General features: G+C 64.7%; 23 protein-coding genes and 3 pseudogenes. 11 read left to right on the forward strand and 15 right to left on the reverse strand.

Annotated elements, in window-relative coordinates; all coding sequences use genetic code 11:
- Together ACYP5B_RS01150 and ACYP5B_RS01155 are read right to left on the reverse strand one after the other, a co-directional pair.
- Window positions 1–531, reverse strand: a 531-nt coding sequence (locus ACYP5B_RS01150; protein ID WP_459568231.1) for a hypothetical protein, incomplete at its 3' end; no start/stop codon positions are given.
- Window positions 532–1467: 936 nt separating this feature from the next.
- Window positions 1468–2251: pseudogene (locus tag ACYP5B_RS01155) on the reverse strand (ISNCY family transposase); the annotation flags it as partial.
- Window positions 2252–2311: 60 nt separating this feature from the next.
- On the opposite strand from ACYP5B_RS01155, the gene ACYP5B_RS01160 reads away from it, so the two are divergent.
- Together ACYP5B_RS01160 and ACYP5B_RS01165 are read left to right on the forward strand one after the other, a co-directional pair.
- Window positions 2312–2722 carry a hypothetical protein gene (locus ACYP5B_RS01160; protein ID WP_459568232.1) on the forward strand — a complete coding sequence of 137 codons (411 nt, stop codon included), beginning with the start codon at window positions 2312–2314 and terminating at the stop codon, window positions 2720–2722.
- On the forward strand, window positions 2719–2898 hold the full coding sequence (locus tag ACYP5B_RS01165; RefSeq protein ID WP_459568233.1) for a hypothetical protein: 180 nt from the start codon (window positions 2719–2721) through the stop codon (window positions 2896–2898). The genes ACYP5B_RS01160 and ACYP5B_RS01165 overlap by 4 nt, the downstream gene beginning before the upstream one ends.
- Before the next feature lie 283 nt (window positions 2899–3181).
- Here ACYP5B_RS01165 and ppk2 read toward each other — a convergent pair whose 3' ends face one another.
- From ppk2 to ACYP5B_RS01180, 3 genes and pseudogenes are all read right to left on the reverse strand, one after another.
- Window positions 3182–3979: a polyphosphate kinase 2 gene (ppk2, locus tag ACYP5B_RS01170; RefSeq protein WP_267602051.1), complete on the reverse strand. Its 798-nt coding sequence runs from the start codon at window positions 3977–3979 to the stop codon at window positions 3182–3184.
- Window positions 3966–4505, reverse strand: a pseudogene (locus ACYP5B_RS01175) (ATP-dependent zinc metalloprotease FtsH); the annotation flags it as partial. The pseudogene ACYP5B_RS01175 and the gene ppk2, both read right to left, overlap by 14 nt.
- Before the next feature lie 706 nt (window positions 4506–5211).
- Window positions 5212–6393 (reverse strand): methionine adenosyltransferase, encoded by a 1182-nt coding sequence (locus ACYP5B_RS01180; RefSeq protein WP_459568234.1) that lies wholly within the window; start codon window positions 6391–6393, stop codon window positions 5212–5214.
- Between the two features lie 345 nt (window positions 6394–6738).
- Between ACYP5B_RS01180 and ACYP5B_RS01185 the strand changes: the two are divergent.
- Window positions 6739–6852: pseudogene (locus ACYP5B_RS01185) on the forward strand (universal stress protein); the annotation flags it as partial.
- Between the two features lie 90 nt (window positions 6853–6942).
- Complete coding sequence (locus ACYP5B_RS01190) at window positions 6943–7374, forward strand: universal stress protein (protein ID WP_459568235.1); 432 nt, start codon at window positions 6943–6945, stop codon at window positions 7372–7374.
- A 211-nt stretch (window positions 7375–7585) separates the two neighbouring features.
- Here ACYP5B_RS01190 and ACYP5B_RS01195 read toward each other — a convergent pair whose 3' ends face one another.
- The 4 genes from ACYP5B_RS01195 to ACYP5B_RS01210 all read right to left on the reverse strand — a co-directional run bounded on the left by ACYP5B_RS01195 (window position 7586) and on the right by ACYP5B_RS01210 (window position 11424).
- Entirely contained in the window at window positions 7586–8155 is a 570-nt protein-coding gene (locus ACYP5B_RS01195) for a DUF882 domain-containing protein (RefSeq protein WP_459568236.1), read from the reverse strand.
- Window positions 8156–8175: 20 nt separating this feature from the next.
- The gene (locus ACYP5B_RS01200; protein ID WP_459568274.1) at window positions 8176–9786 is read right to left on the reverse strand and encodes a L,D-transpeptidase family protein; all 1611 of its coding nucleotides are present in this window, start codon (window positions 9784–9786) and stop codon (window positions 8176–8178) included.
- A 46-nt stretch (window positions 9787–9832) separates the two neighbouring features.
- A complete protein-coding gene (locus tag ACYP5B_RS01205) occupies window positions 9833–10288 on the reverse strand; it encodes a universal stress protein (protein ID WP_459568237.1) in 456 nt (151 codons plus the stop codon).
- Window positions 10289–10416: 128 nt separating this feature from the next.
- Complete coding sequence (locus ACYP5B_RS01210) at window positions 10417–11424, reverse strand: zinc-dependent alcohol dehydrogenase family protein (protein ID WP_459568238.1); 1008 nt, start codon at window positions 11422–11424, stop codon at window positions 10417–10419.
- Between the two features lie 240 nt (window positions 11425–11664).
- On the opposite strand from ACYP5B_RS01210, the gene ACYP5B_RS01215 reads away from it, so the two are divergent.
- From ACYP5B_RS01215 to ACYP5B_RS01235, 5 genes are all read left to right on the forward strand, one after another.
- Window positions 11665–12144: a universal stress protein gene (locus tag ACYP5B_RS01215; RefSeq protein ID WP_459568275.1), complete on the forward strand. Its 480-nt coding sequence runs from the start codon at window positions 11665–11667 to the stop codon at window positions 12142–12144.
- A 98-nt stretch (window positions 12145–12242) separates the two neighbouring features.
- Window positions 12243–13073 carry a universal stress protein gene (locus ACYP5B_RS01220; RefSeq protein WP_459568239.1) on the forward strand — a complete coding sequence of 277 codons (831 nt, stop codon included), beginning with the start codon at window positions 12243–12245 and terminating at the stop codon, window positions 13071–13073.
- 47 nt (window positions 13074–13120) lie between these two features.
- A complete protein-coding gene (locus ACYP5B_RS01225; protein WP_459568240.1) occupies window positions 13121–13774 on the forward strand; it encodes a BON domain-containing protein in 654 nt (217 codons plus the stop codon).
- Window positions 13771–14376 (forward strand): lipid-binding SYLF domain-containing protein, encoded by a 606-nt coding sequence (locus ACYP5B_RS01230; protein WP_459568241.1) that lies wholly within the window; start codon window positions 13771–13773, stop codon window positions 14374–14376. Before ACYP5B_RS01225 ends, ACYP5B_RS01230 begins: the two co-directional genes overlap by 4 nt.
- 10 nt (window positions 14377–14386) lie before the next feature.
- Window positions 14387–14917 (forward strand): flavodoxin family protein, encoded by a 531-nt coding sequence (locus ACYP5B_RS01235; RefSeq protein ID WP_459568242.1) that lies wholly within the window; start codon window positions 14387–14389, stop codon window positions 14915–14917.
- A gap of 73 nt (window positions 14918–14990) precedes the next feature.
- Here the strand turns inward: ACYP5B_RS01235 and ACYP5B_RS01240 are convergent, their stop codons facing one another.
- Window positions 14991–15527 carry a SagB/ThcOx family dehydrogenase gene (locus ACYP5B_RS01240; protein WP_459568276.1) on the reverse strand — a complete coding sequence of 179 codons (537 nt, stop codon included), beginning with the start codon at window positions 15525–15527 and terminating at the stop codon, window positions 14991–14993.
- A 227-nt stretch (window positions 15528–15754) separates the two neighbouring features.
- The gene (locus tag ACYP5B_RS01245; protein ID WP_459568243.1) at window positions 15755–17272 is read right to left on the reverse strand and encodes a bifunctional aminoglycoside phosphotransferase/ATP-binding protein; all 1518 of its coding nucleotides are present in this window, start codon (window positions 17270–17272) and stop codon (window positions 15755–15757) included.
- Between the two features lie 492 nt (window positions 17273–17764).
- Here ACYP5B_RS01245 and ACYP5B_RS01250 point away from each other — a divergent pair, with 492 nt between their 5' ends.
- Together ACYP5B_RS01250 and ACYP5B_RS01255 are read left to right on the forward strand one after the other, a co-directional pair.
- On the forward strand, window positions 17765–18145 hold the full coding sequence (locus ACYP5B_RS01250) for a TraR/DksA family transcriptional regulator (protein WP_459568244.1): 381 nt from the start codon (window positions 17765–17767) through the stop codon (window positions 18143–18145).
- 518 nt (window positions 18146–18663) lie between these two features.
- The gene (locus tag ACYP5B_RS01255; RefSeq protein ID WP_459568245.1) at window positions 18664–20049 is read left to right on the forward strand and encodes an MgtC/SapB family protein; all 1386 of its coding nucleotides are present in this window, start codon (window positions 18664–18666) and stop codon (window positions 20047–20049) included.
- Between the two features lie 3 nt (window positions 20050–20052).
- Here ACYP5B_RS01255 and ACYP5B_RS01260 read toward each other — a convergent pair whose 3' ends face one another.
- From ACYP5B_RS01260 to fnr, 4 genes are all read right to left on the reverse strand, one after another.
- Window positions 20053–22776: a bifunctional acetate--CoA ligase family protein/GNAT family N-acetyltransferase gene (locus ACYP5B_RS01260; protein ID WP_459568246.1), complete on the reverse strand. Its 2724-nt coding sequence runs from the start codon at window positions 22774–22776 to the stop codon at window positions 20053–20055.
- A 260-nt stretch (window positions 22777–23036) separates the two neighbouring features.
- A complete protein-coding gene (locus tag ACYP5B_RS01265; protein WP_459568247.1) occupies window positions 23037–23321 on the reverse strand; it encodes a DUF1488 family protein in 285 nt (94 codons plus the stop codon).
- A 284-nt stretch (window positions 23322–23605) separates the two neighbouring features.
- A complete protein-coding gene (locus ACYP5B_RS01270; RefSeq protein WP_459568248.1) occupies window positions 23606–23827 on the reverse strand; it encodes a hypothetical protein in 222 nt (73 codons plus the stop codon).
- Between the two features lie 16 nt (window positions 23828–23843).
- A complete protein-coding gene (gene fnr, locus ACYP5B_RS01275; RefSeq protein ID WP_459568277.1) occupies window positions 23844–24563 on the reverse strand; it encodes a fumarate/nitrate reduction transcriptional regulator Fnr in 720 nt (239 codons plus the stop codon).
- Between the last annotated feature and the right edge of the window lie 57 nt (window positions 24564–24620).

Consider the following 24620-nt stretch of genomic DNA (forward strand, 5'->3'; position numbering starts at 1 on the left):
TAGCGCGCGGCCGGTCAGGCGCAGGGCGGCTTGGAGATGTGATTGCCCCGAGACGATCCGGTAATTACGCCCTTCTGATCGTCTCACCACCGCGTCGGTGGGGATCTCGTTGAGCTCGATAGAGCCAAATCCGGGGAGCGACATTTCCTCGATGCGATTCTTGATGCAAGCGACCATCACGGCGGCGCCGGGGCGCTCGGATGCCGCAAGCCGTTCATATTGCCCGAGGAGGATGTTGGCCTGCTCGATTGAGGGCGTTGCATACATATAGGATTGGATGGCGGTAGGCGGGCAAGTCAACCGGGTCGCCATGATTGCGAATGCCCAGTCTCTTTTGTAGTTGCAGTGTGGGCAAACCCAGCCGTACTTGGTGGCAATCAGGATGCCAGGGGCGCCACCTTGGACTCCGTGGCGATGGTCGGCGCTGTTCCTACAGGTGAAGGCGCGCAGAACCGGGCCGCCGAGGCCGACCTGGTTCTCGTTAAGCTTCTGGACCTGATCGTCGGTGAACGGTGCGCGAATGTAGCTCATGGCATATGAGAAGGCAGTTTCGGCGTGGCGTGGCAATCGCCGCGCGGCAGGCTCCCGCCACGCTCGGGAGCCTGCCCGGCGGCTAACAAATTGGGCGCCAGGACACACTGCGGCCGCCGCCTGCTTCCAGTTTATGCCTGGGAGAAGGCCTATGTTGCTTTGGCCGGGTCCGAACCTCTGTGTACTGCGCGACCTAAATCCACTCCGCTTCCTCGACGCAGCCAGGACAAATCTGCCCGACCCGCTCGCGGCGACGGGGAGGGACGGAAGCTGCCGTCCTCTTTGCCTCGCCTAGGAATCCGGCCCGCAGATACGTGCTCGCAGACCAGGCACCACCGGCTCCCTGGGGCTCAGTGCCGCGATCATTGGCATTGTCGATGGCCTCCCGGGGTCGCCGCGTCCCGCGCAGACCGCGAATCGTCGGATACGGCAAACTGCCACCATCAACTTCCTGCGCTGCAGCATTTTCCCGGTGGCTGCATATTGGGGTCTTCGTATGTTCGATGTGATTTGGCCGGCGGCCAAGATAAGCACACGCGGGTAGAGATCGCGGCTTGGTCTGCTAGAGCCGCCCTCGCGCAAGTACCTGACTCTGCTGATCGAACATCCGATCTGGCTAGACACCACAGGCGATTTTTCCGGGACCCGAGGACGTCCGTAGAGGCACTAGCCAAGCAGATCCGCCGCTTGGACGCCGGCAAAGTGGTCATTATTGGGGGCGATCCGCGGCACTGAGGGACAAGCTCGCCGTCGGCGGCATGGTTGTGAACTTGGCCGCGCAGTGAATGGTCGGAGTTAGGCGACGCCCAGCGGCCAAAGGATCTCGGCGGACCGCGTTCGCCGGCGCTGCGATGTTGGCCTCGGCCGTCGGACTCGCCGAGTCTGACGAGCCAGCAGCTCCCGGCACCGCCAAGGCAGCGGAGTTGGCGGCGGCATCCGTCCATTGGGGTAGTGATAGACGTCGATGTAGTGGCCAGCCAGCTTCCGATGCTCCGGGGTATCAGCAAGCAGGTAGAGCATCTTATCGTACTGAATCGTCAGGTTCTTGGACACACACCGCGGCTCGCGCCAAGTAAAGATCAGATCTAGGCTCTCATCCGGTCGCAGAGGCCGATGGGCGTCGTGGTTGTTGCGCGGCACCTTGGCAAAGCGTCCATTGTAGTCGGCGATGAACTCGGGCATGAAGGCGTTGGCAGCTTCCATCGTGCAGATGTCACTCAGGCGCAGCTCTTTGACCAGCCGGTCTTGTAAGGTCAAGTGGGTCCGTTCCACTCGCCCCTTGGCCTGGCTGCTGTTGGCACAGATGCCTTCGATGTTCAGCTCGGACAAAGCCCGGGAGAACTGGGTGTGGCCGTCGCCGCCGGTAGCATGGGGCTTATTGACCCGGAACACGCTGGCCTTGTCGCTGTAGAACGCCACCGGCTTGCCATGGCGGCCCAGGTAGGACCGTGTTGCGGCGAAGTATGTGAAGGTCGCTGCCGAGTGGGCAAAGCTAAGCATCCATGATGCGACTGGTGGCATTGTCGACGTAGACCAGTAAAGTGCAGGCCGGCGCCCGCTCTTCGAACCACCTGTGGTCACAGCCATCGATCTGGATCAGTTCACCCAGGCACGCGCGGCGGTTGCGTGGCTGGTAGACCTTGGGCGGACGCTGCTTGCGCGGCACCCAAAGCCCAGCGCTCACCATCAGTCGGCGGATCGTTTCCTTGGACAAGGTCAGCCAGTTGGCGGCAACCCGGCGCTGCGCTTCACCATCGTCGGCTTCGTGCTGGTGCATGCCGTGTTTGCCGCGCTCTCGTTCACCCAGCTCTGGATGGTCAACGAGCGCGGCATGGACGGCGCCGGCATCGCCACCCGGATCGCCGCGCTGCAACTGCTGTTCGGCACGCTTGGCTGCCTGGCGGGCGGCATCCTCGGCGACCGCCTGGCCCGCAGGCTGCCGGGCGGCCATGCCAGCTTCATGGCGCTGCTGGTGGTGACCTGCGCGCCGCTGATGATCGCCTACCGCTTTGCGCCGGCGGGCTCCGCGCTGTTCTATGCCGGCATGTGCGCGGGCTTCTTGCTGCCGCTGGCGCTCTATGGCCCGGCCAATACGGCGATTACCGGCATGACGCCGCAGAAGATGCGCTCCCCCATCTCTGGCTTCAGCATGCTGTGCATCAATGTGTTCGCGATCGCCAGGGCAACATGACGGTCGGCGCCGCCAGCGACCTTCTCAAGGCGAGTGGCACCGCCGCGCCGCCGACCCACGTGCTGCTGGCCGCCGACGTCCTTGCCATCGCCTCCGCGCTGTTCTTCGCGCTGGCCGCGCGCGCTGCGTGCAAGCAACCGGCCATCGACATTCAACTCATACAAACGACAAGGTAACGAATCATGATGCAAAATCAAAGCTAGAATCTGGAAGGGCGTGTCGCCTTGGTCACCGGCGCCGGTCGCGGCATGGGCGGGGCGCCATCGCGGTCGGCCTCGCCAAAGCGGGCGCGCACCTGGTGATTTGTGACATCGACATGCCGGGATTGGAGTAAGCGCGCGTGGCAGTGGAAATGGCAAGCGCACAGTGCCTGGCGTTGCGCTGCGACGTATCATTCAGTATCGAACGCGCGGCAAATGTCGACCGCTGCGAGCACAAAGACAATGTCCGGCCAACGATTCATTTCGCAATGGCTCCGTTCAGGAGGTGCTCGTCCGCATAGGGAAACACAATCTGCCGACTTGGCCGAATCAACCCCTCATCCTTGTTTGCATAGTGTAGACGACTCAGCAAATCCTTGATGACGTTGAGGCGCGCCAGGCGCTTATCGTCTGCGCTCACGACGTTCCATGGCACAGTGGTGTTGGTGCGGGCAAACATCTCGTTTCGAGCCTTGCTGTACTTTCTCCAGAGTGCAACCGCTTGCTCATCAATGGGGCTCACTTTCCACTGCTTTAGCGGGTCCCGGCGGCGGTCGGCAAGACGTTTCTCTTGCTCCGCTTTCGTGATGTCGAGGTAGTACTTGATGAGGCGAATGCCGGAGCGCACGAGCATTCCCTCGAATTCAGGGACGCTTGACATGAATTCCTCATATTCGGCGCCGGTGCAAAAGCCCATCACGTGCTCGACACCTGCCCGGTTATACCAACTGCGATTGAAGAGCGTGAATTCTCCGGCGGCAGGCAGTTCCGTCGTATAGCGTTGGAAATACCATGAGCCTCGGTCGCGGTCGGAAGGCTTCCCGAGGGCGACCACTCGAGTTTCACGCGGACTGAGATGCTCAACGATGCGCTTAATCGTTCCGTCCTTCCCGGAGGCATCTCGGCCCTCAAAAACTACCAGTATTCTGTCGTTGCAGCGAAGGAAGTGCTTCTGCAGCTTTACTAGCTCAATTTGCAGTAGGTGCAGGCTTTCCTCGTACTCCTGATGGGAGAGCGCACTGACCTCGCGCTGGGAATCTTTGCTACTTGCCGTCATTTTCATGATTCCACTTCCGTAAATCTGGCGTACTGGCAACTTCTGCGGACGACTTCCCTGGTGTTAGCGGGCAACTTTGTCGGAGAGCAGCAGGTCTAGGGCAGGCCGGTCTACGACTTCTTGCTCAAGTAGTAGCTTCGCCAGTGCTTCTAGTTCGTTTTGATATGCCAGGAGTGTTTGCTTCACTCGCGCGTTCGCATCGGCCAGAATCTGTCTGACCTCGGCATCAATCATCTGCGCCGTGCTTTCACTGCATTTTTGCACTCGCGCGGCATCATGCCAGCGCCCATGACATGGGATTTCGCATTTCCTCATAGGTTGCAAGTCAAAGCTGTGCACTCATCCCGAACTGGGTAATCATCTGGCGCACCATGTCTGTGGCGCGCCGCAAATCGTTCTGCGCGCCGGACGAGACATCGCCGAAAGCAATTTGTTCTGCGACGCGGCCACCGAGCAGCACGTCGAGCCGGTCAAGAAGTTCGCTCTGCTTCAGTAGGTAGCGGTCCTCCGTCGCTGTTTGCTGCGTGGCTGTCGTGGTCGTGGTTCGCTCTATCCTCCGATTGAGGTGGCACTGTTGGGTTCCAGCTAACAGCAGCCGTGGTCACGGTGGTGCCTGTGGACGTATCGTGCGGGGTCCTGCTGGAAAACCGTCCGCGAAGTTTCGGATTCGAAAAAGAAAGTCTTCCCTTCGAAATTTGCCGTGATGGCGTGGGCGGCATCGACCTTGTTACCGGTGACGGGGTCGTGTTCAACCTGTCCGTACTCCTGGATTGTGTGCGAGGCGTCCCTGTGCTCGCTGTTCCGGCGAGCCATGAAGAGGCGCCATATCAATAACGCCAATGCCGCAGCAATCAGGAGCCATGCCGGATTCTGTGTAAGCGAGTTCATTGATGGACCCTCTTTGCAAAGTTTGCTTGCGCGCCGCTGTGCCACCGGCAGTCGCTTGGGCTGTCTGCGCGTCGGTGCCCCTGTCTTTACTCCCTAAGGGGGGCCGGTCTACCCTTCGCCTTTGGCGAGTAGCAATCTGAAATGCATGATTTGCATTTTGAGTATCGGCTCCCACCTGATTCTGCTCTTGACGCCAATCAAGGAATGCCGCGGCCGCGGCGATCTAGTGTCGCGGGTGAGGGGGGAGAGTGCAGAACAGTGCATGAACAGGTAGCAGACGCTGAAGTGACCCGCCCGGTACTTCCGCCACCCCGAGCGGGCAGACTTGGCCAGCAATTGCGGAATCAGAACACCGCGACCGTCCCGCTGACCAGTTCCTTTACCAGGGCAGGAAGCGCCGCCAGTTGCTGCCCGACGAGGTAACGGATTTGCTGTTGGCGCGCGGCCGAGAGCCCATCTGCCGCTGCCACATCGATGGCGACCAATTGCGGCTGGTCGATTGGGCGACCAATCGATGACAGAAGTCGGACGATGACAACATCCACGCCATCCACGTTGGCCTCAATATATGCTGCCAGCCGATGGGCTAACACGTTGTAGAGCTTGCCGACATGCGAAGCCGGGTTCTTCCCCGCTGCAGCCTCAAGCGACATTGGCCGATAGGGTGTAATCAGGCCATTGACCCGGTTCCCACGACCAACTTCACCGTCGTCACCGTGCTCCGCGCTCAGGCCCGTCACGGTCAGGTAGATTCCGCTTTCGTCACGGACACTGAGGTCGTCCAGGGTATTGACTTCAATCTCACACAAAGGGCGGATGTGCCTGGCAAGAAGCGACGTGATTTCATCCTTCAGCGCGAAGTATTCCTCAACGGCGTGCACATATTGGTCGACAAACGCGAGGGCAACGATGAGGCGGTGATGCGCATCCAGTCGACTACCCATGACCTTGTAGTCGTGGCCTGCCGCCTTGAAAGAGTCCCTGAATCCACTTGAGTCGAGAAGGTGTGCGACAGACAGCACCGAGCCTTCGAGGCTGGAGTGGGGTGCATAGCCGACACCAAAAGATGTGTCATTGGCCAGTGGGACGGAGGAGCCGGTCACCCGGCGGAGATTCGGCGCCGAGGGGCGCAGAATGGGCTCGATGCTAATCTGATTGCCAATCTCGCCAAGGCTCGCTGTCAAGTACTCGCGAATGGCCTGTCCAACGACTGCCTCAGCCTTGATCGACGGCAGTTCGGTAACCGGGCCGGAGACTATCAATCGCATTGGACGCAGCAGTTCGCCGCCACCGAATTTCGGCGCACTCATGCCGCCGATCAGCAGCGCCTTATCCAGATTGAAATGCTGGATTGCCCCGTACGTTTCGAGGTAAGCCCGGCATAGGGCGCGGGCGCCAGCCTCGACCGCCCCGTCGCAAATGCTGTCCGGATGACCAATACCCTTGTGCTCGCACATCTCCGTGCGCACGTCCCACTGTGATGGTGCGTTCGAAACGTTGAGCGCAATTTTCTCCGAGGTCAGCATGTCAAACCTCCTCCACGCGGTCACCCTGTAATCATTTTATGCCTCGCCCCGAGGCGCCCAAGCATGTGGTTCAGCGAACCTGACTGCAATTGGCATGTCGTCTGGAAGACCCTATGTGCGAGCGACTAACCTGTTGTTGAGGGAAATCAAGATACCTGTCATCCGCGCAACCTAGGATGAATGCGGAAAACCAGATTCGCCGCGGCGCTTGCCCCTCACGGGATGTGGCTACTACACCATCCAGTCGCAGGAAGCGCGCCATGGTGTCGAGGCGTATCTCCTTGAGTCTGCGACAGTAAGGGGCGATCATGTCGGCCAGAGGTAGTTCACCCGGGCCGCAGACCAGATCGTAATGTAATGGGTGCCTACGGGCGCCGGCGGATGCGCGAACTTGTGTTGGGCGGCGTAACGCGCACGCTACTGAAGTCGATGACCATACCAGTGCTGTTGTCGGACTGATTGGCCAGCAGATGGGGCGATGCGGCCTCGGGGGCCGTGGCGCTTAGCCGCAGGCTGAACACAATGCAGCAATCCTGAAGGAGATGGCGCATGTACAAGAAGATCTCGGTGGCGATCGACGGCAGCCACTGCAGCGATCAGGCCCTGGAAGAGGCGATCGATCTTGCCGGTGCCTGCGGCGCGGAGCTGGAGATTGTTCACGTCATTGACAGCGGATATGAATTGGCAGAGGTGCGGGCAGGCCTGGTCAGGAGGGGGCAGGAACTGCTGACGGCGGCACAGGCGAAGGCCGAAGCCAAGAACCTGCACTGCCATGTCGTCCTGTTCGACGACATCGTGGCGCTCGGTGACGTTGCCAACCAGATCCGGCAAGTCGTGGAAGGTAGCCACGCTCAACTCGTCGTGATCGGCACCCATGGACGTCGCGGGGTGACCCGGCTGTTGATGGGCAGTGTGGCCGAAGCGCTTGTACGCCAGTGCAAGATGCCTGTCATGCTTGTTAGAGCACCGCAGGAAGCGTGAGCTGCGGATGCGGTGCAGTCGATCTGGCGAGCCGCGGCGCGGCTGCAGGTGAGCGAGGCTGAAGCCCGGCGCGACCTTCAGCCGGCAGTGGAGAGCAGCGGAGCAGGCACGCATGCAGGGGCAGGCAGAGCGGGGGCGCCTGCTGACCAAATTGGAAGCCGCTCAGCGGCGGGCCGAGCGCGCGCAAGCGAACGCGACAGAACCTTGCCACTTACCAATTCCGCACGCGTCCCGTATCCGCATGCACGAACTGCTCTTGCGGATAGAAGCCCACACCGCCGCCGCGCAGCGACAGGGCGGCATCGCGCAGGTCCACCAGCGACACACCCGGCAGGCGGATATCGATGGCCTTGCCATCCATATGCAGGCTGTGGCTGGCCACACCGCCGCCGCGCGTCTTGCGTAGGTGCGCGTTGGTGGCCGGGCTGCGATAGCCGGAGATGACCTGGAAGGGTGACTCGCAGGACAGCGTTTGCTTCAGGCGGTAAAGCAGCGCGAACAGTTGCGGGTCGATCATCCCGACCTCGCCGGAGTAGTGATCGCGCAGGAACCGGTTGAGCGCGGCCAGCGCCGCGGGCACGAACTGCTCGCCCACGGCGTAGACGATGGCAATGCGCTCGCCGGTGTGGGTATGGTCGAAGGCGAGGCTGCGGGCTTCCGGCAACGTTGCCAGGGCCGCAAGGGTAGGGCGGGCCGACAGCGGCAGCAGCGCGCCGGCCAGGGCCAGCTTTCCAGTGTTGCACAGAAACAGGCGACGAAGGTCGCTGGACGGCTTGGTCATCGGACGCGCTCTCGGTTGGCTCAACGACTCAATCTTGCGCGCGTTTTCGTCCAGGCGAAAGTCCGCCGGCTGGCGGAGCGTTGCCGCAGCGCCTCGTCCAGCACCCGGTCGAGCCCATAGATATCGGAGAAAAAATACACGCGCCCGTCGGCCTTGACGATGACCGTGCCGTACGCGAGCACCACCGGCAGCGGCTGCTGCAACCGCAGCGTGCTGGACTGCCCTTTGCCCATGGCCTCGCGAATGCGCGCTTCGGTCCAGCCGGGCGTGTCCTGCAGCACAAAGCTGGCCAAAGCCACCGGTTCTTCGACCCGGATGCAGCCATGGCTCAGGTCGCGCCGGTCCCGCGTGAACAGCCCGGGCGCGGGCGTGTGATGCAGGTAGATATTGTCGTTGTTGGGGAAGATGAACTTGATGTCCCCAAGCGCATTCATCGGCCCTGGGCGCTGCCGGATGCGCATTTGCCCGCGTTGGACGGCGTCGAGGCTGGCCGCTGACAGCGTGGTCACCGCCTTGCCGTCGGCACCGACGAATTCGAAGCCCTGCCGCTCGAAATAACCGGGGTCGCGCCGCAGCCTGGGCACGGTCTCCGCGTGCGCAATAGAGGGTGGCACGTTCCAGTACGGACTGAACTCGATGAAACGCATGTCCTCCTTGAAGAGCGGTGTCCGCGTGTCGAGCGCCTTGCCGACGATGACTTTCATCTCCACCTTGACCTGGACGTTGCCGTCGTGGACTTCATAGGCGCGCAGCACGAACTCCGGCACGTTGACCACGATCATGCGCGGGCCCTCCAGCAGGGGCGTCCAGCGAAGGCGCTCCAGGGTCAGTTCGATTTGTCGTACGCGGCTGGTGGGCGAGGCATTCAACTGCGCTAGTGTGCCGGCGCCGATAGCGCCGTCGGCCTCCAGCCCGTGGCGGGCCTGGAATGCCTTGACACCTTCCACCAGCGCGCCTTCGTAGCGCTCCGGGACGGGCGTGCCCGTGGGCAGGTCGCCCAGCGCGATCAGCCGCTGCGTCAGCACCGGCACGCCAGCGTAGGCCTGGCCGCGCGCCAGCTTCTTGCCCGGTAGCGGCGGCAGCGGTGCCTGCCAGGCCGGATCACCTGCCAGCGCCCGGTAACGGGCGAGCGCCTCGCGCAGGGTGCCATACAGCGGAAACGACGGCGCGGCCTGCTGGACGGCCTTGGGCAGGTTGTGCCTGGCGACGGCTGCGTGCAGGTAGGCCGAAGGATCGAACTGCCCATCCGGTGCGGCGGCAAAATTCTCGTGGATCTGACGCGGCTCGACGCGGCCGCCGTGCAGGTCGGACAGATAGCGCAGCATTGCCGCGGTCAGATCGCCGTCAAGCCGCGCCACGGCTTCCGGCGCCAGTGGCGGCCCTTGTGCGGCCTGGCCAAGCGCACGATGCAGGCCGTCGGCGTCATAGTCGCGGGGTTCCAGCCCGTCGGCCGCGGCGGCGACCAGGATATCCGCGGCCTGCCGCGCGTCGGCAGTGGGGCGGCCCTGCGAAAACCAGAGCGCGGCGTCCTCGGCCAGCGCTCCCGCTTGCCAACTCAAGGCCCATGCGGCCAGCAAGCCTGCCACAATTCTGGGCGTGCCGGCGCAGCGGATCAGCGAGACGCCTCGCATCAAGCCGCGCGCCGCCAGCACGACGCCTGTCGTCCGCGTTCTACGCTCATTCCGGGATCTCGCTGCGGACCATCAGCACAGGCTTGTTGCTCTTGTGCACCACGCCTTCGGAAACGCTGCCCATGATCAGGCGCCGGAAGCCGCGGCGGCCGTGCGTGCCAATCGCGATGAGATCCGCACTCCAGCGATCGGCTTCTTCCACGATGGTGGTGGATATCTGCCCGGGAGAAGCGGGCTTTTCGAGAATCTTCGTCGTATGCGGGATGCCGGCCTGCGCCAGGCGCGTGGCGGCCGCGGCTAGCGCATCGCGCCCCGCGGCGAGGATGCCTTCCATCAGTTTGCTGGGGTCGTAGCTGCCCACGGAGAAGAAGAAGTCGCTGTCGTCCGCCACGAACAGCACCATTACCTCGCTGCCGGTCGCCTTGGCCACCGTGATGGCCTGGCTCAGGGCAAGGTCCGAAGAGCGGCTGCCGTCCACCGCGAGCAATATTCTCTGGTACATGGTCCGTGCCTCCTGGCTGGATATAGGTGCGCGCGCATGGGCGCCACCGTCATCTGCAGCATAGGGGGCGGGCCAGATGGCGTATTGACCTGCATCAAGCACCTACACGAACACCGGCAGCAGGCAGGCTAGGCGATGCGCAGTACCGCCGCGCCGGCCAGGCGGCCCGCGCGCAGGTCGGCTAGTGCGGCATTGGCCTGCTCCAGCGGATAGACCGTCGTGGTGGTGCGCAGCGGCGTGGCCTGGGCGATTCGCATCAGTTCCAGCCCGTCGTTGCGCGTGAGGTTGGCCACCGACACGATCGACCGCTCCTCCCATAGCAGGCGATAGGGGAAGGCCGGAATATCGCTCATGTGGATGCCACCGCAAACCACGGTGCCGCCCTTGGCGACGGCTTGCAGCGCCATCGGCACCAGCGCACCCACCGGCGCGAAGATCAGCGCGGCATCGAGCGGCTGCGGCGCGGGCTGGTCGCTTGGACCGGTCCAGCAGGCCCCGGTGTCGCGGGCGAGCTGGCAGGCGGCGGCGTCGCCGGGACGTGTGAAGGCGAAGATCTCGCGCTGCTGGGCTACTGCGATCTGCGCCACCAGGTGGGCGGCCGCGCCAAAGCCGTAGATGCCGATAGACCGGACGTCACGGGCGTCCCCCGCCATGCACAGCGTGCGGTAGCCAATCAGGCCCGCGCACAGCAAGGGCGCCGCATGCTCGTCGTCGTAGTGCTCCGGGATGGGGAAGCAATAGCGGCTGTCGGCCACGACGTACTCGGCGTAGCCGCCGTCGCGCGTATAGCCGGTGAACTGCGGCGCATCGCACAGGTTTTCGCGATGCGCCGCGCAATAGCTGCAGTGCCCGCAGGTCTGCCCGAGCCAGGGCACGCCTACCCGGTCGCCCGGGGCAAGGCCCGTCACGCTTGCGCCACAGGACTCGACCCTGCCGACGATTTCGTGTCCAGGAATCAGCGCCGCCTTAGGGTGCGCGAGTTCGCAGTCGAGAATGTGCAGGTCGGTGCGGCAGACGCCGCAGGTGCTCACAGCGATACGCACCTCGCCGGGGCCCGGAACCGGTACGCGGACGCGCGCCAGGCGCAGGGCCGGCCCGGTGCCGTCAAAGATCATCGCGCGCATCGTATCTTGCATGTTGCCATCCTCCGCGAACGCCCCCAGAGGCGCCCAGCATTCATGCTAGGCGACGCCCGCCGCCGCCGCTTGATTCGCGTCAATGGCGTGCGCCAGGTGGGCGCCCCATAAAGTTGCGGATGCCATGATCCACGTCAACACCGAGCGCGTCCGGGCATACACACTAGATGCATCCAAGGGCGGCGCGCAGGCGTGTCCGTGCCGGCTATCCGCAGATTTCCCTGATGCAGGAGGTGCATGATGTACAGCAAGATACTGGTTGCCGTGGACGGCAGCGAATCCGCCAATCGGGCACTGGAGGAGGCGCTTCGCCTAGCGACTGCGTTAGGCTCCGAGCTGACGGTGGTGCATGTGATCGATAACAGCTATCTCAGGTACGAGGTGGGCTATGTCGACCTGACCGACCTGCGCACGAGCCTGCTTGAGGGCGGTCAGATCCTGCTGGACGAGGCCAAGGCCAAGGCTGCGGCGCAGAAGGTGGCATGCAACGCGCTGATGGTGGACGAACCGCTGGCGCTGGGCGACGTCGCCAACGCGATCGAGCAGGTGGCGCAACAGACGGGCGCCGAGTTGCTCGTGCTGGGTACGCATGGGCGCCGCGGCGTGCGGCGCCTGCTGATGGGCAGCGTGGCGGAGGGACTGGTCCGGCAATGCCGCCAGCCGGTATTGCTGGTGCACGCGCCGTTGGCAGAAGGGAGCGCCGGCGCAAAGTCGGCGTAAGCCGAAGTAAGCGGGGGTCATCGGCTTGACCTGAGTCAATAGCCGTATCCTGGCGTTTCCTAGACTGGATACAGGCCTCCCAACCGCACAGGAATGTCATGGATTACGCCAGCATCATGGTCCATCTGGACACCAGTCCACGCGCGCTGGACCGGCTTGAAATCGCTGCCCGGCTCGCCGTGGCCCGCCATGCGCGGCTGATCGGGCTGTTTGCCGGCTTTATGCCGGATGCGGCCTGGTTTTACTTGATGGAGGGTGCCGCGACCTATATCGACGAGGACCGCCAGCGGGGCAGCGATGCACGCGAGGAAGTGCGCCGCCGCTTCGAGGCCGCAACGCAGGACCTGGGGGTGGAAACCGAGTGGCGCGCGGTGGAGGGCGATCCATTGATGATGGCACTGCGCGAAGTGCGCGAGGCCGACCTTGTCGTTGCCGGGCAATACGATCCCGCCGACCCTGACAGCTTTGTCGCGACCCAGTTCCTGGAATCCATCATCCTCGACGGTGGCAGGCCGGTCCTTGTCATTCCATTCGCCGGCCAGTTCGCCGTGCCCGGCGCACGTGCCATGGTGGCGTGGAACGGCGGACGCGAGGCCGCGCGTGCCTTGCATGACGCCATGCCCCTGATCGCCGGTGGCCAGGCCAAGGTGCTTTGCGCGCAAGGCGCGGGCGCGCGGCCCGATGCGAGCCCACCGAGCCATGCCGTTGCTGCGCTGGCAAGCCATGGTGTCCACGCAGACATCGAACACTGCCAGGAAGGATCGGACATCGCCATCGGCGAAACCTTGCTCTCGCGCGCGGCGGATTTCGGCGCCGATCTGGTGGTGATGGGCGCCTACGGGCGCGGCCGCCTGCGCGAGCTGGTACTGGGCGGTGTCACCGCGACTTTGCTGGACACCATGACGGTGCCGGTACTGATGTCACATTAACTGCCGGCACGGCGCCGCGACGATATACAAGCGCACCGGAGAACAGGATGAAGAGCGATGCGCAACTCAAGCAGGACGTCTGCGAGGAGTTGGAGTGGGATCCCGAAATCCGCGTGGAGGGCATCGGTGTTCAGGTCAACGATGGCGTGGTGACCTTGAACGGCCAGCTTGACAGCTTTGCCGCCAAGCACGCAGTGGAAGAAGCGGTGCGGCGTGATTCCGGCGTCGGCGCGGTGGTGGTCGAACTCGACGTGCGCCTGTCGCCCGAGGAGCAGCGGCCGGATGCCGATATTGCACTCGGGATCGAAAACGCGCTGATGTGGAACGCCGCCCTACTCCCCGACACCGTCAAGGTGATGGTGGAACAGGGCGCGGTGACGCCGACGGGCGAGGTGGACCACGGTTACCAACGCGCGGCCGCCGCCGACACGGTGCGGCAGGTGCGCGGCGCGGCCAGCATTGCCAACGGCATCAGCGTGCGCCCGACGGTCGTCCGGGCAGATCTCGCACAGCGTATTACCACTGCGCTTTCGCGCCAGGTGATCGCCGATGCATTACGCCTGCGCATCGCCGTCGCCGGCGGCACGGTCACGTTGTCCGGCACGCTGCGCAACTGGGCCGAGATCCGCGCCGCCCGCGAGACGGCGTGGTCCGCTCCCGGCGTGGCCCAGATGGTGGACCGCATGATGGTGGGGCCATGACCCGCACGTTGCCGCCTGCCGCCATGCAGCGGCGCCTGGTATGCCAAGCGCTCGCCGGGGCTGCCGTGCTGTGCTGCGCCGCAGGCCTGCCGGCGGCCACGTGGGCAGGTGCCGCCGGCAAGCTCGTGCTGGATGCCGACGAGCTCGATACACGCTGCGAAGCCGTACTGGCGCGCCTGTACGTACGCAATCCCGGCGCGCGGGCCTTGGTGGGCAAGTCCAGCGGTGTGCTGGTCTTTCCCGATGTGCTGGCCGGCGGCGCGGTGGCAGGCGTGGAGCAGGGTGACGGCATGATGCGTGGTGCCGGCGGAGACAAGGCCTATTACCGGCTGGTCGGCGCCTCGCTCGGGGTGCAGGCGGGCATGGGATCCAAGGCCGTGGTGCTGGTGTTCCTGACAGAGCAGGCGCTTGAGCGCTTTCGCGCCAGCCAGGGCTGGACCGTGGGTGTGGACGGATCGGTATCGATCCTGAGCCTGGGCATCGGTGCCAGCGTAGACAGCAATACCGTGCGAGGCGACATTGTGGGCTTCGTGCTGACCAACAGCGGCATCATGATCAACCTGTCGATGGTCGGCACGCGGATAACGCGGATCGAGAGCTGAGGAGCCATCGATGGAAAAGATCCTGATCGTCTATTACTCACGTACCGGCACGTCACGCCAAGCCGCGGAAGAACTGGCGGCGCATACCGGCTGGCCGATCGCGGAAGTCGGCGACCAGGTCAGCCGCGCGGGCTTGCTGGGCGATGCCCGCTGCGTACTGGATGTCCTGTTGCAGCGGCATGTAGGCTACCGCTACGCCGGCCCTTCACTGGACGAGTGCCAGCAGATTGTCATCGTCGCGCCCATCTGGGTTGGCCACCTGGCCGCGCCTATGCGCAGCTTCCTGCGTGACAGCCTGCCACTGACCTGCAAGACGTCGGTGATCTGCGTGATGGCCCGGCAAGGTGGGTTCAATGCGGCAGAGGAAGTCGCCCGCCTGGCCTCGGAGGCACCGTCACCGGTCATTGCGCTGCGCCAGAGCGATGTGAACAGCGGGGCAGCGCTGCAGGCGCTGCGTGCTTTTGCAGAGCAGGTAGAGGCGGCGAATGCACGTACCGGCACCGCGCAGCGGCCTGCATGGCTATCACCTAGAGAAGCCTGAACCGGCACACGCCGAGGACCCGGCCAAGCCCGCGCATCCTTCAATTGTGGTTGCAGGCCGGCCGGCTACTGCGCTACTGTGGTTTCACGGCGTCGACGGGAAAACCCACGGTCTGCGCGAGCAACGGCACCTCGTCCTCGTTCAGCGACATGGCTTCGGCGAGCGCCCGGTGGTTCAGCCATCCGCGCGCTACTGCGCCCAGCCCCGCCGAGGCGCAATACAGGTAGACATTCTGCGCAATCGCGCCCGCGCTGACCGCCGCGAATACCCCGCGCTGCTGTGGCACGAGACCGGTCATCCGGCTATAGTTCGCGACAAAGATCAAGTCCAGCGGCGCGAGGCCGACAAAATCCTGGTAGCCAGTCAGGTTACGCACGTCAATCGCACGTTTCAGGATAAGGCGGTGATGGGCCGTGTCGTAGCGATACAGGCCTTGGGGCAGCGCCACGTAGATGTCGATCTCGTTCAAGCCATGAGGCGAGGGTGCGGTGCGCCCGCCGCCCTCCCGGTTGACCCCGTCGGCGGCCCACAGCAGGTCGCCGAGTTGCCGGGTGCTTAACGCTTCCACTGTGAACGACCGGGTGCTCTTGCGTTGCCAAAACGCGCCCATCAAGGGCAGGCCCCCAGACATATCGGGTGCGGGTAGGTCAATGTGCTTGTCAGCCTCGCCGCTTGCGGGGCGTGGCAATTAGCCGGTGATCGACTGGTACTGTAGCCTCTTTACTTCGCTCATGTTTTACCTCTTCCTGGAGCTCGGGATTTGCGGACCGGCCTGCGACGCGCGCCGCCGGAGTCATTCGAGCTTAGTTCCGCGTCGATGGCACAGCTTGATCTGCATCAGCCGGTTGATCTAGCGTCGCCAATTCGCACTGCATGGCGCCATTCATCGCTGCCCAGCGGCTCCTGCACGCGCCGCTGCCACTCCAGCACCTGAAGGTCGGCATCGGAGGGGTCCCCGCCCTGGCGCGCGCGCGCGGCGATGCGTTCGCGCAAGGTAGCCAGGTCGGCATTACATTCGACAATGGAGAACGCCACGCCCCGGCGCGCGGCCAGCGACGCAAACCGCAGCCGCTGCTCGCGTGCAAGGAAGGTCGCGTCGGCGATCATGGGGAAGCCAGCGGCACTGCCAAGCCGGCAGATTGCCAGTAGTCGGCCATAGACGCGGGTGGTGTGTTCAGCCGTGTAAAGATCGCCTTGTGCAGCGACGTGCCTATGTGGAAGACGTTTGCGCTCAACGTCCGCGCGCACGCGCACCATGGCTGCGGCTAGCGCGAGCTGCTGGGCAACGGTGCTCTTGCCGCTGCCCGAGAGGCCATGCATGATGGTGATCGCACCCGGAGGCCGCGTCAGGGTGACGCTGGCCAGCGCAAGCAAATCGACGCAGCGCATCTGCATCGTTGCCATTTCCACGGCGGTGCTCGTGCCCGCCACGTTGCGCTGGTGCTCCCGCTCAAGCAGCACGCGGGCGCGCACCACGGCGCGCAGGGCCGTGTAGAACGGCAATAATGCCAGGCCCGCGTAGTCGCCGCTGCACTCCAGGTAGGTATTGATCAGGCGATAGGCAAGGTCTTGCCTGCCGGCGTGCAACAGGTCCATGAAGAGAAAGGCGATATCGCTGATCGTGTCGATCCAGCGCAGCCCGGCATCGAATTCAAGGCAGTCGAAAGGCGTGGGCACGCCGTCGATCAAGGCGATATTGCCGAGATGCAAATCGCCATGGCACTCCCTGACATGACCGCTCGCCAGCCGTTTTTCAAAGGCGGGCTGCATCGAAGCGGCGCGCTCGCGCAGCAGCGTCGCTAGGTGTGCCGTTGCATCGGTGGCCGAGGCGAGCACGGCAACACGCGCGATGGCTTGTTCCGCCACCGCCGCGATCCGCTCCGGCGTGCCGTGCCCGCTGCCGGCCCCGGCTATGGGCGCAGCCCGATGGATCGCGGCAAGCCGCTGAGCCAGTGTCTCGATATGCGATGCGGTCAACCGATCCGACTCTGCCATGGCGCAGAACAGGTCTCGCTGGCGGAAGCGGTGCATCTTCACCGCATACTCCAGCGCTTCGCCAGTGCCTCCTACCCGGACATCCCGCTGACCAGGGCCCGCCACGATCGGTACTAGGCCGAGGTAGAGCGCCGCCGCCATCCTGCGATTCAATTCCAGTTCGGTTTCGCAATCCGCTTTGCGCGCAGCCAGCGTGGAGAGGTCGACGAAATCTAGGCGCACCGGCTTGCGCACTTTGTAGGCGAAGGCTCCGGCCAGGAACACTTGCGAGATGTGCGTCTCGATGAGGCTGACTTTGCCCGCAGGATGTGGGTAGGCCGTGGGGCGCATCAACGCTTGCGTGAGTACCGCCGGTTCCATGCCGGGCTCTCCAGGTGCCTGCCTCCCCGATCGGGAAGGTCATATGCCCATGCTATGCACGTGGCCGGAATTTGGATTGACGCGGATCAAGTTGGCCGGCAGCCACCCGCCTATATTGAAGCTTGAAGCGGAATGAAGGTTCGGCGCGCGACGCTGCGAGCACTTCTTGCCGGCGGCCCATGCGCTTGCGACGGGAGAGTAGCGATGAGAATGAGGAATTCTGAAGAGGGTCTGGGTGGCGGCTCCACGCGTTCGCGTGGCCTTGCAGCCTGCCTTGCCGCCATGCTCTGCGCCGGCTGCGCGTCGGGACCGGATTGGTTCCGGCCGCCCAAGCCCAGGGCAGACGCCACCGTACCTGACGAGCCCGGCGTTGCCCGCAATGCGGCTGAGGGCGACAAGATCCGGATCGCGACACTTGACCTTGCGCAAGCCGCTTGCCCGATCTCATCGCCGCATTGAGAGGATCCACCTTTACATGCCCGGGAGCCCCCGATGTCCGATTTGACCAAAGAGCAGTTGTCCAGCCTGGTCACCTTGCTGGACAGCAGAGAGCAGAGGATCCGCGGCCAGATGGACGCTGTTGCCGTTTCCCGCAGTGTGGCCGCCGAGAGCGAACCGAGCGACGATGCAGATCTTGCCGGGCATGGCACCGAAGAGCGCATGGACGATGCCGTGGCGGAACACTACCGTATGGAACTGGCCGACATAGCGGCGGCCCGTGAGCGGATCGCCGAGCTGAGCTGCGGCGAGTGCCTGGACTGCGGCGAGCCTATCCCCTATCCTCGTCTGCAAGCGTATCCCACAGCCAAACGCTGCACGCCATGCCAGCGCAAGCACGAGCACATGGTGCGGACGCCCACCGGTATGCAATGAGCATGGCCAGGCTTTCCCGTGATCGGACCCTCCAGGTGAGTCCGCAATACAGGAGGGCGTCCGCGTGAGCGCCGCCCGATTCGATCTCAGGAGTCAGACATGAGAGTACGTGAGCGTTCCAGCCAAGTCATGCCGGCCCGTTGGGACCGGCTTCCCTTGGATCCCATCCACGATGCCTAGCAGCCGGTGCCGGCGCCTGCGGTCGCATCCTGTCCCACTTGCCATGCGGTCTTCCTGAAAGGACGCTGGCAATGGCGGGCCGTGCCGCCCGGCGCCAAGGCACTGATGTGCCCGGCCTGCCACCGTGTCGCCGACCATGTTCCCGCGGCGCAAGTGAAAATCGGTGTCAGCGTACCTGGAGAGCGCTTCGGCCAGCCGCGTGGCAGCTTCGTTCCTGACCTGGAAAGTCCTGACATCTCCCGTTGCCAGTTGACGCTTGGCATGATCCAGCCTGAAAGGCAGGCGTTGGCATTGCACTCGCTCTCTTACCTCTTGTTCGTTGCCTAGGGAATCCCGGCATGAATCAAACGGTGGTCGTGTTCTGCGTCGCGTTGGCTATCGGTTTGGGGTTCGGGCTTGAGCGGGAGCGCAGCCAGGCGCCGGACGGCGCCGAGGCCTCTGCAGGCCTGCGCACGTTTGCCATTGCCAGCGTGTGCGGCGCGCTCGGCGCGTTCCTGCCGATTGCCGGATTGCTGCCGGCGGTCTTGCTGGCGGTGGCCGCCCTGGCCGCCATGGGATACCGCCACATCGCAGCCAGCGACCCGGGGCTGACCACAGAGATTGCGCTGCTGTGCACGGTACTGCTCGGCGCGCTCGCCGTCTCGCAGCCTGCGCTAGCCGCCGGCATCGCCACGGTCCTGGTAATCCTGCTGCACGGCAAGGCTACCCTGCACCGGCTGGTGCGCAATGCGCTGACCCGGCAGGAGGTGAGCGATGCCCTGACGCTCGCCGCCGCCGCCCTCGTGATCTGGCCCTTGCTGCCAGACCGATATATGGGGCCGTTCGATGCTTGGAACCCGCGCACGCTCTGGCTGGTTGCTGTGCTGGTCATGCTGGTGGGGGCGGGCGGGCATATCGCCACGCGCCTGTTCGGCGAACAGGCTGGCCTGCCGCTGACCGGATTGTTCGGCGGCTTCATTTCCAGTGTGGCGACGATCGGTTCGATGGCGGCGATGGTGCGCAAGGCACGTGGCACGCACGAGGCGGCAGTGGCGTCCGCCTCGCTCTCCAGCGTGGCCACCTTCGTGCAGATGCTGTTGCTGCTTGCCGCCACCAGTGCGGCTGCATTCCGGGAACTGGCACTGCCCCTCACCGCTGGGCTGGCCACCATGCTCCTCTACGCGGGCGCCTGGCTGTGGCGCTCGGCCCGCGAACCGGCCGCGCAGAACGGCACGCAACCGGCCGGCCGGTCCATGGACTGGCGGGTGGCGGCGGGCTTCGTGCTGCTAATGGCGCTGCTGTTGCTCGCAAACGCCGCCGCGCGGGCATGGGCCGGGTCCGGGCGTTGCGGTGGCCGGCGGATTTGCCGACGCGCACGCCGCGACGGTATCGGTCGCGGCGCAAGTAGCAGCCGGGCGACTGTCCCCCGAGGCTGCGGTCTGGCCGGTGCTGGCGGCACTTTCCTCCAACACCATGACCAAGATCGTGGTGGCCGCGGCAGGTGGACGCGCCTTCGCGTGTCGCGTGGGCAGCGGGCTTGTGCTGGCCGCCGCCGCGACCTGGTGCACTGCCCTGATGGTTATCTCCTGGGGCTGATGCCAGAGGTCTGCGCTAAGCGTCGTCGCTGCCCTTGCCCCGGACAATGCGGTTCGCGCCATGCATCGGGCCAGTCGCCCTCGATGGCAATGGCGACCACTTCGCCGTGCGCGCCCTACACGCGCGTCATGTCGGCACGCATGCGATAGAACTCACCACCGCACATCGTTTGGGTTGGGCGCTGCCAGCGGGAGTCGGAGTTCAACGCCCTCGCTGGCCGGCCGGCCAGTGCGCAGAACCTGGATACCGGTGCTTTCGGCGAGCCTGAGCATCGCCGTGTTGGTGGCCAGCGTGGTGCCGACCAGTTCCCGCGTGCCATGTGCGCGGCAGTAGGCCACCATTTTGCCCAGCAGCAAGCTGCCGATGCCCTGGTGCTTGCAGTCGGAGCGCACCGCCACGGCGAACTCGGCGCGCAGGTTGTCGGGGTCGGCCACGGCCCGTACTTCGCCCAGGATGGGCGGCGGCCCCCCGGTCGCAGGACCGACCGCGACGAACGCCATTTCGCGGGCGTAGTCGATCTGGGTCATGCGCGCGAGCTGGCTGTGCGGCGGTTGCCGGATCATGCAGAAAAAGCGCATGCGGATATCCTCCGGCGTCATGGCGGCGAAGAAGGCCTGGTAGGCGGGCTCGTCTTCGGGATGCACGGGGCGTAGCAGCAACGGTGCGCCGTGCCACGTCACAGTCTCCACCAGTTCCTTGGGATAGGGGCGAATGGCAAGGCGGGCGGCGCCTGGCTGCGTGGCCGTGGCCACGCTGATGCGCATGTCCAGGGCCAGCACGCCCGCGCTGTCGGCCAGCAGCGGATTGATATCCAGTTCGGTGATTTCAGGCAGGTCACATAGCAGTTGCGACAGTTGGATCAGGACCTGGTACAGGGCCTCATGCCGGATCGGCGCCTGGTCCCGATAGCCTGCAAGCAGCTTCGCAACGCGCGTGCGGCCGACAAGATCCTTCGCCAGGTTGACGTTCAGCGGCGGCAGGGCGATGGCGCGGTCGGCGATACGCTCGGCGGCGGTGCCCCCGTGGCCAAACAGCACCACCGGGCCGAACACCGGATCGGTGGCGGCGCCGAGGATCAATTCGAAAGCCCCCGGCCGGCTGATCATGCGCTGTACCGTGAAGCCGTCCAGGCGAGCCCCGGGCCGTTCGCCGCGAATGCGGGCTTCCATGTGCTCCAGGGTCTGCCGTACCTGGGCGGCAGACTGCAGGTCCAGTGCCACGCCGCCGACATCGGACTTGTGCGTAATGTCCCGCGACAGGATCTTGGCGACAACCGGAAAGCCGATGCCTTCGGCGGCGGCGACGGCGGTATCGATATCGGCAGCGGTCCGGGTCTCTACCAAAGGGATGTCATAGACTGTCAGGACCGTGCGGGCTTCGGGCTCGGTCAGCATCGAACGGCCGGCGGCGAGCGCGTTGCGGATGCACTGTCGCGCCCGCTCGCTGTCGGGCTCGGGGCCTGCCGGAACCGATGGTGGCGTCTCCATCAGGAGTTCCTGGTTGTGGCGATAGGCCACAACCTGCAGGAAGCCGCGCACGGCCTGTTCCGGCGTGTCGTAGGTGGGAAGGCCCGCGTGCCGGCAGATGTCGCGGGCGCGGGCCACCGAGTCGCCGCCGAGCCAGCTCGTGAAGATGGGGAGCGATGCCGTCAACGGCGTGGCCGGCATGATGGCGCAGGTCAGCGCAGTGGCGATATCACTGCTTGGCACGATCGCGGTGGGAGCGTGGATCATCAGGATGGCATCGCTGCCGGGGTCTGCCGCAAGTCGCTTCAAGGTGTCGACGTAACGCTCGATGGGAGCATCCCCGACGATGTCGACGGGATTGGCGTGCGACCAGGTTGGCGGCAGTACCGCGTCCAACTGCTTCAACGTGTTGTCTCCCAGCCTGGCCAGCCGGCCGCCGCCAAGAATCAGCGCATCGGTGGCCATGACGCCCGCGCCACCGCCGTTGGTCATGATCGCCAGCCGACCGCCTGCTAGTGGCCGTGCCCGCGCGAGCGTTTCAACCGCGTCGAACATTTCCTCGGTGGTATCCACGCGCAGCATCCCGGCCCGGCGTATCGCCGCGTCATAGATATCGTCGGCACCTGCCAGCGCGCCGGTATGCGAAGTGGCCGCCTTCGCGCCTTCGGGAACCCGGCCCGCCTTGATGATCAGCACCGGCTTGTTCCGCGCAGCGGCGCGCGCGGCAGACATGAATTTTCGGCCGGACCTGACCGCTTCCACATAGAGCAGGATCGCCTGCGTGCCCGGGTCGCTGCCGAGATAGTCGAGCACGTCCGCCAGGTCGACGTCGGCACTGTCCCCCAGCGAGACGAAGTGCGAAAAGCCGATCTGGCGCGATCTCGCCCAGTCGAGCACCGCCGTGGTCAGGGCGCCGGACTGCGAGACGAAGGCCAGCTTGCCGGGCAGGGGCGGCGCGTGCGCAAAGCTGGCGTTCAACCCCAGTCCTGGTACGAGCAGCCCCACGCAGTTGGGGCCGAGGATACGCAGCCGATATGGCCTGGCGGCGCCGAGCATCGCATCCTGCCGCGTTTGCCCGCTCGCGCCGGCCGGGCGCGCCATGCCTGCGGTCAGGACCACGGCGGCCAGGGTGCCGCGTTCGCCCAGTTCGGCGATCAGGCCCGGCACCGTGTCGGGCGGCGTGCAGATCACCGCCAGTTCAGGCGTATCGGGCAGCGCGGCGACGGAGCGGTAGCAAGGCCGGCCATCCAGTGCACGGTACTTTGGGTTCACCGCGTGCACCGGGCCGGCAAAACCGTCGGCATGGAGGTTGGCGAACACTGTGGCCCCTACACTGTGCGGTCTTGCGGAAGCGCCGATCACCGCGACCGAGCGCGGATGGAACAGATGTTCTAGGTTACGGATGCTCATCGTGGTCGGGGGCTCGGGGTAGTGCGTGTCGCGCGCACTGGCCGAGGCAACGCTTCCATTCGTCCTGGATGACAGTCGGACCCGGTAGCACGAAGCTGAAATGAACCGGAACTCGCTCCCGCTAGATGTCGCGCTAACGGAAGAATTCTCGCGCGTCTTGCTGGCAATCTCGATGTACAGTAACGCCACATCCACGGCGGGAATTCAGCGTGATCGTGACAACGCCGGTCATGATCCAGCCTTGCGGGCGTTGGCGCGCGCTAGATCACGAAACGGAAATGGCCGCTGTGCAGCACGATATTGTGGGCCGCAGTCATTTCGAACAACTGCCGCGCCACGCCTTCGATATCCTCGCGATGTCCTTCAAAAGCCTGGAGCAGGTCTTCCGGCCGGTGCGAACGCGCGCCAAAGTGGTCTTCCAGTGCCTCGGCCGTAATTGCGTAGCTAGCCGGCGTACCGTTCACGCTGACAGGACATTCGAGAGAGAGATCGGCCGGGCAATAGGAGGGGCTGGCTTTAGGGAAACAGATCTGTTTGATGGTCATGGCATCGCCCCCCGGAGCGAAGAAAAGACAGGGCAAGGAAAAGCACAAAGCGGCAAGCGCGCGCGGCGGCTCTCTGCTCTGCCAGTCTATGCGCTACCGTTGCAGCCGCAAGCCGAACCGCGGGGTTTCCTGACCCACGTCAAGCCGGCCCTAATGGTCGGGGCTTGCACTTACCGTGACGCCATTGCAGCAACCGCGTCAGCTAGCGACGCAGTCGGTGCAATCACGTTCGTCGGATGGGCAATGGTGTCGCAATTGACGATGTCGGAGGCAACGGCATGCTGTTACGTGTAGGCGCAGCCCGTGAGTACCGCGTGCACGGCCACGCAGCGGCGCATCTCCCTCGCGCTCAGCGCGACTCTGGCCAGTACTTCCATGGCTGCGTCGGCGGTGCCGGCGGGAGAGAATGCGACGTCTTGGGCCGCGGCAGGCCCGCCGCCGCGCAGATGGCAGCCAATACCCGCTCGCTGGCGGCGATGCAGGTGCTGCTCAAGCGCACCGTGCAAGCCCCACTGCAGGACCCTAGATCCGGTCCAGCGCGTCAAGATCCATCAGGGTCACGCGTTTTCCCTTGACATCGATGAGGCCGTCGCGCTGGAAGCGCGACAAGGTGCGGCTGACGGTCTCGAGCTTCATGCCCAGGTAGCTGCCGATCTCTTCGCGCGTCATGCGCAGCGTGAGTTCGCGGCGGGAGTAGCCGCGCGCCTGCTGGCGGGCCGAGATATTGAGCAGGAATGCCGCCACGCGCTGCTCCGCGGACAGGCTGGCGAGCAGGAGCATGACGCCTGATTCGCGCACGATTTCGCTACTTAGCATCCGGTGCACATGCTGTTGCAGCGAACGCATTTCCCGGCAGAGTGCTTCGAGCAGATGGAAGGGAATCACGCATACCGCGCTGTCTTCCAGGGCGATGGCGTCACAGGCGTGCCGCTCGGTGCAGATGCCGTCGAGCCCGAGCGTCTCGCCGGTGATGAAGAAGCCGGTCGTCTGCTCGCATCCGTTCTGGTGGGACACCACCGTCTTGAACGATCCGGAACGCAGGGCATAGATGCTCTGGAACGCGTCGCCGGCACGATAGAGCGCTTCGCCGCGCCGCACCATGCGCCAGTTATGGATCACGCTATCCAGCCTGGTGCGATCCGCGTCGTTCAGGTTGCCACCCATGCAGATGGCGCGCATTGCGCAGCTTGAGCAATTTGCCTTGCGGGGCACACTTGCAGGCGGGGCGGTGTCCCTGTACATGGACAGAGGCTCAAGGACTTCGGCACCGAGGGGGGCGAAAGGCATTGCTGCCGGTGT

It is taken from the genome of Cupriavidus sp. 8B (genome assembly GCF_054589115.1).